The organism is Streptomyces sp. NPDC056948 (assembly GCF_042674225.1).
Taxonomy (GTDB): Bacteria; Actinomycetota; Actinomycetes; order Streptomycetales; family Streptomycetaceae; genus Streptomyces; species Streptomyces purpurascens.
On record NZ_JBHUQX010000394.1, the window covers coordinates 1 to 8,823 of the forward strand.

14 protein-coding genes are annotated in these 8,823 nt (G+C 68.6%); 4 read left to right on the plus strand and 10 right to left on the minus strand.

What is annotated here, in order from left to right; all coding sequences use genetic code 11:
- Positions 1-46: 46 nt before the first annotated feature.
- From ACFTZL_RS35635 to ACFTZL_RS35680, 10 genes are all read right to left on the minus strand, one after another.
- Positions 47-1,285, minus strand: a complete 1,239-nt coding sequence (locus tag ACFTZL_RS35635; protein WP_382591723.1) for a tyrosine-type recombinase/integrase — start codon at positions 1,283-1,285, stop codon at positions 47-49.
- A gap of 10 nt (positions 1,286-1,295) precedes the next feature.
- Positions 1,296-1,529 carry an excisionase family DNA-binding protein gene (locus ACFTZL_RS35640; RefSeq protein ID WP_382591726.1) on the minus strand — a complete coding sequence of 78 codons (234 nt, stop codon included), beginning with the start codon at positions 1,527-1,529 and terminating at the stop codon, positions 1,296-1,298.
- Complete coding sequence (locus ACFTZL_RS35645; protein WP_382591751.1) at positions 1,522-2,826, minus strand: replication initiator; 1,305 nt, start codon at positions 2,824-2,826, stop codon at positions 1,522-1,524. Before ACFTZL_RS35645 ends, ACFTZL_RS35640 begins: the two co-directional genes overlap by 8 nt.
- Positions 2,827-2,963: 137 nt before the next feature.
- Positions 2,964-3,212: a SpdD protein gene (locus tag ACFTZL_RS35650; protein WP_329051712.1), complete on the minus strand. Its 249-nt coding sequence runs from the start codon at positions 3,210-3,212 to the stop codon at positions 2,964-2,966.
- A 25-nt stretch (positions 3,213-3,237) separates the two neighbouring features.
- Entirely contained in the window at positions 3,238-3,432 is a 195-nt protein-coding gene (locus tag ACFTZL_RS35655) for a hypothetical protein (RefSeq protein ID WP_382591730.1), read from the minus strand.
- Between the two features lie 14 nt (positions 3,433-3,446).
- Positions 3,447-3,638 (minus strand): mobile element transfer protein, encoded by a 192-nt coding sequence (locus ACFTZL_RS35660; protein ID WP_382591733.1) that lies wholly within the window; start codon positions 3,636-3,638, stop codon positions 3,447-3,449.
- Between the two features lie 14 nt (positions 3,639-3,652).
- On the minus strand, positions 3,653-4,282 hold the full coding sequence (locus ACFTZL_RS35665) for a DUF2637 domain-containing protein (RefSeq protein ID WP_382591735.1): 630 nt from the start codon (positions 4,280-4,282) through the stop codon (positions 3,653-3,655).
- A gap of 84 nt (positions 4,283-4,366) precedes the next feature.
- The gene (locus tag ACFTZL_RS35670; RefSeq protein WP_382591738.1) at positions 4,367-5,743 is read right to left on the minus strand and encodes an FtsK/SpoIIIE domain-containing protein; all 1,377 of its coding nucleotides are present in this window, start codon (positions 5,741-5,743) and stop codon (positions 4,367-4,369) included.
- The gene (locus ACFTZL_RS35675; protein WP_381037338.1) at positions 5,743-6,099 is read right to left on the minus strand and encodes a hypothetical protein; all 357 of its coding nucleotides are present in this window, start codon (positions 6,097-6,099) and stop codon (positions 5,743-5,745) included. The genes ACFTZL_RS35670 and ACFTZL_RS35675 overlap by 1 nt, the downstream gene beginning before the upstream one ends.
- Positions 6,100-6,264: 165 nt before the next feature.
- Entirely contained in the window at positions 6,265-7,053 is a 789-nt protein-coding gene (locus ACFTZL_RS35680; protein WP_020274970.1) for a GntR family transcriptional regulator, read from the minus strand.
- Between the two features lie 107 nt (positions 7,054-7,160).
- On the opposite strand from ACFTZL_RS35680, the gene ACFTZL_RS35685 reads away from it, so the two are divergent.
- Genes ACFTZL_RS35685 through ACFTZL_RS35700 form a run of 4 tightly spaced genes read left to right on the plus strand, consistent with a single transcriptional unit; the run spans position 7,161 to position 8,761 of the window.
- Positions 7,161-7,568, plus strand: a complete 408-nt coding sequence (locus ACFTZL_RS35685; RefSeq protein ID WP_062931480.1) for an NUDIX hydrolase — start codon at positions 7,161-7,163, stop codon at positions 7,566-7,568.
- Positions 7,569-7,614: 46 nt separating this feature from the next.
- Complete coding sequence (locus ACFTZL_RS35690) at positions 7,615-8,043, plus strand: ATP-binding protein (RefSeq protein WP_382591742.1); 429 nt, start codon at positions 7,615-7,617, stop codon at positions 8,041-8,043.
- A complete protein-coding gene (locus ACFTZL_RS35695) occupies positions 8,037-8,384 on the plus strand; it encodes a hypothetical protein (protein ID WP_382591745.1) in 348 nt (115 codons plus the stop codon). Before ACFTZL_RS35690 ends, ACFTZL_RS35695 begins: the two co-directional genes overlap by 7 nt.
- Complete coding sequence (locus ACFTZL_RS35700) at positions 8,381-8,761, plus strand: hypothetical protein (protein ID WP_382591748.1); 381 nt, start codon at positions 8,381-8,383, stop codon at positions 8,759-8,761. The genes ACFTZL_RS35695 and ACFTZL_RS35700 overlap by 4 nt, the downstream gene beginning before the upstream one ends.
- Positions 8,762-8,823 lie beyond the last annotated feature (62 nt).

The following is an 8,823-nucleotide window of genomic DNA, read 5'->3' on the forward strand; positions in this document are numbered from 1 at the left end:
CCGCTTGCGGTGGGGCCCTTCGTCGTTGTCCGTCTCAGTTTCCGTCTCAGTTTGTTTTCGGGAGCTCCCACAGCGCGTCGCCGACCTGCTGCGCGACCTTGCGGAGCATGGTCCCCGTCACGTGCATGTAGCGGGCGCGCATCCGAGCCGCTCCCCCAGGCTCCCAACCCATGATCGAGTCGATCACGACGTCCGGGACGCCGAGGATCAGGAGCACGGTCGCCGCAGTGTGACGAGCGTCATGGAGACGGCCGTCCCGCACGCCAGCGTCCCGCAGGAGCCGCTTCCAGGTGTGGAAGTCGGTGTTGGGGCTCAGCGGCCCGCCGGTCGGGGAGGCGAACACGTAGCCCTTGCCCTCCCAGTCGGCACCGGCCGCGATCCGTTCCCGTTCTTGCGTCTCCTGGTGCTGGCGGAGAATCTTGATCAGCGGGTCGGGCAGACCGATGGTGCGCCGCCCAGCACGCGACTTGGTGGACTTGTGCTCGCGGCGAGTCTGCTCCTTCTTGGGGCAGTAGCCCGCCTTCCGGCCACACGGGTTGGCACCGCAGCCGTGCGCGTACTTGGGGCGCAGCCGGTTCTTGCGGATGCGGACGTATCCCGCGTCAAGATCGACGTCTTCCCAGTGCAGGCCGAGCGCCTCACCTTGCCGGAGGCCGAGCGCCAGGGCGACGACCCAGCGGGCGCTGTTGCGAAGCTTGGCCGCTTCGACGACGAGGCTCTGTACCTCGTCGATCGTGTAAGGCTCGATGTCCTCCTCTTCGAGGCGGGGAGCCTTGGCGATCTCGGCCGCGTTGGTGACGACGTGGCCGCGTCGCACGGCCTCACCGAGGGCGACCCGGATCGTGCGGTGAGCGTGGTGGGCGGTGCCGGCGGAGCTCCCGGACGCCTGCATCTTCCGGTAGAAGCGTTCGAGGTGCTCCGGCTCCAGGCGGTCGAGCTTGTGAGCGCCCAGGCCGGGGACCAGGTGAACGCGTACGTCGACCTCGTACCCGTCGTACGTGTTCTCGGAGACGTACGGCTTGGCGATGTTCTCGACCCAGTGCTCAAGCCAACTCTGGACGGTCCAGCCCTTGCCCGGCTTCCGAAGCTTCCTGTCGTCGCGGGCCCGCTCCATCTCGCGGACGGCCTTGGTCACCTCGGCCTTTGTCTTCCGCTCGACGTGACGGCGGTCGGGTTTGCCGTCATCACGGACGCCGACGGTCACCCGGCCGTGCCACTTTCCGTCCTTGCCGAAGTAGATGGACGAGGCCCCGTTGGGCTGACGGGTGCGCTTGTTCTCTGCCATGCCGCCCCCTTCAGGCCGCTTCTGGGTGACTGTGACGCAGCTTGGCCACGTAGGCGGGCAGAGCATCGGCGGGAACCCGACGTAGCCGCCCGACCGTCACCGATTCGATCTCTCCGGCCAGGACGAGCCGGAAGCACGTCGTACGCCCGATACGGAGCCGCCGAGCCGCCTCTTCGACGGTCAGCAATACCAAGGAGGAGTCGGCCACCTCCAGGACGGCGACGGTGGAACTGGTCTCAGCCACGGGTCGGTTCTCCTTCTGTTCCGGGGGCGGGTTCGAGGGTTTCGGCGAGCCAGGTTTCGGTGTCGGTGAGGCCGGTTCCGGCGTAGACCCAATGGGCGAGGACGAGGGTCGTCTTGACCACCTCCGAAATTTCGGAACTGGTTGCTTGGGCGCGGCGCCAGTCGGCGCGGGCGGTGCGGAGGGCACCGAGGGTGGTGGAGTAGCGGCGGGATTTGGTGGAGAAGTGGCCGCGGAATCCGAGCATGTGGGCCCAGGCGCGCAGGCGGAGGTGTTCGAGGTCCTTGCGGGACCCGAGGAACCATGCGGTACGGATCATGCGGCGGGCATGGTCGCTGATGTCGAACTGGGCGAGTTCGGCGGCGAACTTGAGGGGGCGGTCGAGAGCTCCCGTGGCGGTCTCGGCGCCCTTGGTGGCGTACTTGGCGATGTAGGCGGCGACGGCCCGTTCGGTCAGCTCCTGGCCGTCGTCGAAGTCGGCCGAGCGGATGGTGCGGACGTCGAGTTGACGGCCGAAGGTGAAGGTGTGGGAGCGGCCATCGATGACCGGGCCCTCGACATTGACCTTGGCTGCGGCCGTGCCGATGGCGTCGGTGAGCAATTCGGCGGTCGCCCAGCTTGGGGGTGCGGTGTCGCCGCCGCTGGGGCCGTCGATGCGGATGACGGCGTGGAAGTGGACTGCTCCGCGCTTCTGGTACTCGGCGACCTTGGCGAAGGACACCCGGGCGTGCTCGCGGAACCGGCGCTGTGACAGTCCCGCGCGCTTGGCGACCTCTCGGCGCAGGTAGGTCGAGAAGCGCCGCCAGAGCGGACCGGCGTGGGCGTTCCACAACACGGCGGCTTCGTAGTCGTAGGTGTCCGGGTCGAGCGGGGTGCCGAGTGCGTCGTCGTCCTGGTCGTGGCGGGTGCCGCAGCGGCAGGGGCGCCCGCTGGAAGGGCGGTTGTGGACCGGACCGAAGCTCGGGGCGGTGAAGGTGGCGAACACGCGCGGGTGAGCGGCGACGCGTTCGGGGGTGCCTTTGCCGCCGCGCAGGCCCGAGGTGATCAGGTGGAAGGTGTCGCGGCGGTAGACCTCCGCGCAGGCGGCGCAGCGGGTCGTACGGCGGTTGTTGCAGCGGACGAGGAGTTGCCCGGCCGGGAGGCTGGTCGAGTCGAGGCGATGAAGGACGTTGCCGATCTCGCCGGTCCGGGTGTCTACGTCGTACTCGGTGCGGTGGCCGTCGAGGCGGATCGGGTGGGTGCAGCCGCCGAGTCCGGAGAGCTGGCGGAGGATACCCGGCAGCGTGCCCTGCGAGGCCAGGTTCACGAGTTCCGGAAGTGGGGGCGGAGTGGTGCGGGTGAAGATGGCGATTCCCTTCTGACTGGCTCGGTTGGGAGGAAGGCGCCGGGGCGGCGAAATGCTTGGTCGTGTGCCGCCGCCCCGGAGGCCAGCGCGGTTCAGCGGCGGTGGTGGTCGCGGAGCATGGAGCGCAGGACGACAGCGGCCACGGCAACGGAGATGGCCGTAACGGCTACGGCGGCCAGGAGCGCGGTGAGGACGACCCCGCCGACGACCAGGGCCACGACGGTCTTCTGATCGATGGAGACCGACGGGAGGGAGCGCCGTACGGGCGCCTCCTGGTGAGTCGGGATGTGGGTGTGTGCCGGCGGCGGGGTCGGGCTGTCCGGGTACTTGGGCAGGAACACGGCGGAGGTCTCCTTATCTACTCGTCTAGGCGTGTGAGCCGTTTATGACGGTCACGCCGGAGCGCGTGCCGGACTCGATGGCAGGAGCGAGGAAGGTGTGCGAGAGCCAGAAGCCGAAGAGCGCGATCAGGACGACGACCCAGGTACGGACGCCGAGGAACTTGATCGCTCCCCAGGCGAAGAAGCCGAGGACGACGACGAGCGGCAGGCTGACGGTCACGGGCACGGGTCCTTTCAGCGGACGGGGCAGCGGTGAGTACGGGCGGTCAGCTCAGCGGCGGCGCGGCTGTCGTAGTCAGCGGAGAAGCCGCAGCGAGGGGCCGTGCAGGCGGCGGTGTGCTTCTCCTGGCCCCGGCCGTCGAAGGAGGTGCCGACTTGGACGGGGCCGATGCGGTTGATGTCGCGGAAGCGGCGGTTGGCTGTCATGGGTTGGTCTCCCATCAGAGGTGTGCGGCGATGGCTTCGGCCATGGGCGCGGGTACGCCGAGGCGGGCGCGGAGAGTCGGTGCGTCGATCGGGGCGCCGGTGCGGGTGTGGTGTTCGGCGGCGACCTTGCGGGCGTGTTCGACGAGGGCGGCAGGGACGGGGACGGCAGGGCGTTCGGGCGTTGGCTCGATGGCTGGTTGCTCGGGCGGTTCGGGGTCGGGAGCGACGTTCTCGTGCTTGAACTCCCCTGGCTCCTCTACGTCGTCGTTGGCGCCCGCTGGTGGCGCGGAGTGGGCGAGGAGGGTGCCACCGAGGAAGGCGACCGCAGGCCAGCCCGCGACGAGGATGCGAAGCCAGGCCGGGACCTGGTCCAGGTCGAGCAGGCCGGCGGTTGCCACGTTCGCCCCGAGGGAGGCAGCGAGGGCGATGACGAACCAGCACCACCCGGCCGCTTTCGCCTCCCCCGATCGCAGCCGACGCCAGGCGGCGACAAGCAGCAGGTCGACCGAGATCGGGTAGGCCCACGCTTTCCATCCGTCCTGCCCGGCCGCCGAGGCGACGTCGTGCAGGTGGGCGAAGGACAGCGCGGCAGCGATGACGGCCTGGATGAGCACCGCGTCAACGCGGGCCAGTTGGGCACGCACGAAGCGGCTCCTTCCGGATTCAGGCATGGGAGGGGTAGGGACTTGGCGCGAGACGGTCACGCCGACCGAGGTTGGTGGAGGAGGTCAGCCAGTCACGGGGCGCGGCTCGACGACCGGGCCCGGCCCCTTGGCCGGACTTACAGCCACCCTGGGCCGGAAGGGCTTGAGCATGGGCAGGTCCGGCACCAGGTGTGCGGATTCACGGCAGGTCCCGGCAGCGTCGCCGAGGGACAGGTACGGCGTACGGATGCGCGACCAGCCGCCGGAGGTATCGCCCGCCACGGCCAGGCCAGGCCGTTCGGGAGCGATGGCACAGGCGGCCGAGACCGCCTCGGGGGCGATATCGCCGAGTGCCATCTTGGCGGAGGCTTCGTCGTTGACGCGGTGGCAGACCCGACCGGTCAACTGAGCGCGCAGCATGGTCGCTCCCTTGCCCAGCTCGGCACCGAAGCGCTGCCCGCACACTTCCAGGTAGATTCCGGCAGCCCGGCCGAGTTGGGCGAGCCGGATGAGTTGGGTGACCATCTCATCCCGCCGTTCCTCATCCTTCCTGGTGGCGACGAGGAAGAGTTCGGCCACCTCGTCGACGAACAGCACGACCGGCACCGGGCGTTCGTGCTCGGGCAGTCCCCAGATGTCCGAGGTGATCTCCTCGTCCGGGGTGCCCGGGGCGATGCCTTGCCGGGCCTTGATCAGGTCGTATCGGTCCTCCATCTCCTTCACGAGTACGGGCAGCAGCTCGGCGGCCTGCTCCGGATCGGTGGCCAGCGCGGAGAGGCGGGACGCGAACGGCGCCAGCTCCACACCGCGCTTGCAGTCGATGCCGACCAGGGCGACCCGCTGAGACGCGAGTCCCGCGATCAGATGACGCAGGTACATGGACTTGCCTGACAGAGTCGCGCCGAGGGTGAGTTGGTGGGGCACGGTCCGGTAGTCACGTACGAACGGCATGGCGTCTTCCCGCAGTGCCACGGGCACCTGAAGGAACTCGGCGTCCACCTTGCGAGGCATCCGCACTCGCCGCAGCACGTCGAAGCCGACCAGCCGCAGCTCAACCACACCGGGCTTGACCGTCGAGACGTACACGGCGTGAACGCCCCAGGCATGCCGCAGCCGTTCCGCCGAGGCGGCGACGTCGGCCGGTTCCTGCCCCGGAGCGAGCCGCAGACGGAGCCGCAGCCCGGTCGAGGTGGGCCGGATGATGCCCCGACGCGGCGGTACGGGACGGACCTCACGGCGAGTGGTGGCCTTGACCGCGAGCATCCGCAGCCGGGACGGAGCCACGGTCAGGCCGCAGGCCTCCATGACCGAGCCGTACGAGCTGAGCAGCCGGGCCGTGGATATCGGCAGGCCGACCGTGGACCAGTACACCCCGGGATGCTTCGCCCGGGCGTAGGCAGCCCCGCCGCCGAGCGCGGCGACAGGACCACCCACCTCCAGGAGCGTCGTCAGATCGGTCATCAGGCAGCGGCTCCAGAGGCGGCCGGGAACGCGGCCGGAGTCACGGCGGCGGCGCGGAACGCGATGCCGTGCCGCTGCTGCCCGTTGAAGACGCTCTCCCACGGCCGGGCCACCAGACCGGGAAGCGAGACCGGAGCCCCGAGCGTCAGCCCCTCGGACACCCCGCTCTCAGGAACGGTGACCTTGATCAACGACGACTCACCGTCTTCCAGGTAGACGACGCCGAGCGTCATCAGGGCCTCGCCGCTCATCGCGTCCTTGGCGATCTCGCCGGTCTGCCGGTCGCGGACCTTGGGCTCGGGCGCCTCGGTCAGCAGGATCGTCGCGGCCGAGGTCTCTACACGGATGGTGCGCAAGACTTCTTCCCATCTGCTCGTCTATACAAGATGCGGCGTTCGAACCCGATCTCCGGGAACGGCGACCACCTTGCCACACAACTTGCCCACTCGTCTATACGAGTAAGCCTGTTGGGGTGTACGAGTTCGGGAAAGCAGCCCCGCGCCCCACCACCGATCAGGCGCTCACGTCGCCGGGAGCTGGTACGACAGGACGTACGCGTCGGCCGCCATGACCGTGTCGCAGACCTCCACGGCCCGCCCTTCCTGGTCGAACGCGGTCCGGATCAGGTGAATGACCGGCACGCCGGAGGCCAGCCGAAGTGTGCGCACCTCGTCGGGAGAGGGCATTCGGGCACGGATCTCTTCCTCAAAGTGGTCGAGGCGGTGTCCCAACTCCTCAAGCCGTGCGTAGATGCCACCGGGCCCGGGGTTCGGCTCGGCGATCGGCGTACCCCGTGCGATGTCGAGCGGCAGATACGAGGTGGCGAACTCCACCGGCCGCCCATCCAGCAGATACCGGCGACGCCGGGCCAGCACTCGCCGCACGGAACCGAGCCGGGTGGAGACGTCCTGACTGGCCTTCTCCTCCTTGACCTCCAGGCTGTCCACCTGCGGGTGACTGCCGGCGGCGTCAGCCTCGACGATGAACGCGGACTTCCCCTGCTCGCGGTGGCGCCGGGCGAACCGGTCGGAGGCGAGCCGCCGTACAGGCGGTCGTGGTCGCACGAAGACACCCTTCCCGTGCTCGGCGTGCACCAGGCCCTCACCCTGGAGGACGGAGAAGGAGTTTCGAACCGTCATACGGGAAACCCCGTAATGCTCGACTAGTTCGGCCTCGGAGGGCAGCTTTTCGCCCTCCTTGAATCGCCCACGGTCGATGGCCTCGCGCAGCTGGTCGGCGATCTGCCGAAAGACCGCACGATCGCTCGTGGGGTCGAGATCGCCGAGGAGGCCGGAGGAAAGAGAGGGCACGTGTACTCCTTTAGGTATCTAGACGAGTGGGCGAGCTTTGTTGCTACCGTGGAGAGCCTAGCCAGCCGAGAGGGCAGAGGAACGTGAGCACCGACCGTCCGCACTCCGTGAGCGTCGCCGGAGTCATCGTCGACGACCAGGACCGCGCCCTCTTGATCAAACGCCGTGACAACGGCCACTGGGAACCCCCGGGCGGAATCCTCGAACGCGAGGAAACCATCCCCGAGGCCCTCCAGCGCGAAGTTCTCGAAGAGACCGGCATCAAGATCGCGCTTCCCGCGACCCTGACCGGGATCTACAAGAACATGAAGGGCTTGATCGTCTCCATGGTCTTCCGCTGTGAGGCCGCCGACGGCACACCCACCACCGGGGACGAGACCCGCGCACTGCGCTGGGCCACCCGCGAAGAGGTCATTGAACTCGCCGACGAGGCATACGCGATCCGCGTCCTGGACGCATTGGACGCGGTATCCCCGCCGGCCATACGCGCCCACGACGGCGTGAAACTCGTCTAGCCCGAACCCGCTGCACATGGCGGCCTACCAGCACGATGGAACTTGTATGCACGAGTATACGAGCACCGCCCGGGTCTGGGGACTCACTTGCCCAGGTTTTCCGGAAGAGGTCAGCCGGGCTCGTCGCTGGACACGGGACATCCTGCGCGGATCGCCTCTTGCCGACGACGCCGAGCTGATCGTGAGCGAGCTGAGTTCGAACGCGATCCTTCACACGTCCAGCGGCACGGCATCCGGCAGCTTCCACCTGGCTCTGGCCGTCTCCTCACAGGTGGTCGCCCTGTCGGTCACGGATGCCGGAGGCACCGGGATGTCGCCCAAGGTCGAGCGCCAGGACCAGGACGCCGAACACGGCCGGGGGCTAGGCATGGTCACCGCACTCGCGCACCGGGTCGTGGTCCACAACAGCCAGGCCGGCCACACGGTCACCGCGGAACTCTTCGCGAGCGCACGACCCGGAGGACGCGCATGGTGACGGCGACTCCTCACGAGCGCTTAGCCGCCGCCGAACACGGCGCTGCATACCGCTGCTGGGCAGTGGCCTACCCCGCATACGAGACCCGCTCCATCCCTCTGGGAGCACTCGACACAGCAAGTCCCCGCCTCGCACTGCGTTGGCTGCGCGAGCGGACGAGGAACGTCACGGACCAGCTCGACGCGGCGTACGCCCAGCCGGGGCGTCATTGGTTGAGGGACGAGGCGGAGCACGAGCGTGCCTTCGCCTACCTGACCGGGGGCACTGCCTACCAACTCACCCTGTACGACGAGAACACCCGCTACGTGCTCGTTGCCTACCCGCCGGGAGTGACCTCGTGACCGGACTCCCGCGTGGCTACTGGTGCGAGTGCTGGACCCAGGACCTCACCAACAACTCGGAGCAACCGACTCTGCATGCATCGTTCGACGCGTACTCCGCTCCCCAAGCCGACAGATGGGTAGCCGTCGCGCTCAGGACCATCACCCCGGCACTGGACACCGCAGCCTGCGACGAAGCATGGGCATGGCTGTACGAGGAACGTGCCGACACCAGAAGAGCTCTCCTGCGATCCGAGCCCTGCACGGTGACAGTCATGCACGCCACCACCCGCATCACCTGGACGATCCGGCCAGTGCTCTTCCTGCCCCTCGCTCACCGCCGAGGCAGCGAACTTCCCGCGTGTGCGTACGACTTCAAGCCCCACGCCACCGACTGAGTTACAACTTTCTTTACTGGTTCAAGGCGGCTCGCATCCGCTCGCCGCGCGCGGCCCGGCCC

Excerpts from the sequence above, each read along its gene's own strand:
- ACFTZL_RS35635 (WP_382591723.1), bottom strand. The coding sequence starts at position 1,285 with ATGGCAGAGAACAAGCGCACCCGTCAGCCCAACGGGGCCTCGTCCATC.
- ACFTZL_RS35690 (WP_382591742.1), top strand. The coding sequence starts at position 7,615 with ATGCACGAGTATACGAGCACCGCCCGGGTCTGGGGACTCACTTGCCCA.
- ACFTZL_RS35670 (WP_382591738.1), bottom strand. The coding sequence starts at position 5,743 with ATGACCGATCTGACGACGCTCCTGGAGGTGGGTGGTCCTGTCGCCGCG.
- ACFTZL_RS35695 (WP_382591745.1), top strand. The coding sequence starts at position 8,037 with ATGGTGACGGCGACTCCTCACGAGCGCTTAGCCGCCGCCGAACACGGC.
- ACFTZL_RS35660 (WP_382591733.1), bottom strand. The coding sequence starts at position 3,638 with ATGACAGCCAACCGCCGCTTCCGCGACATCAACCGCATCGGCCCCGTC.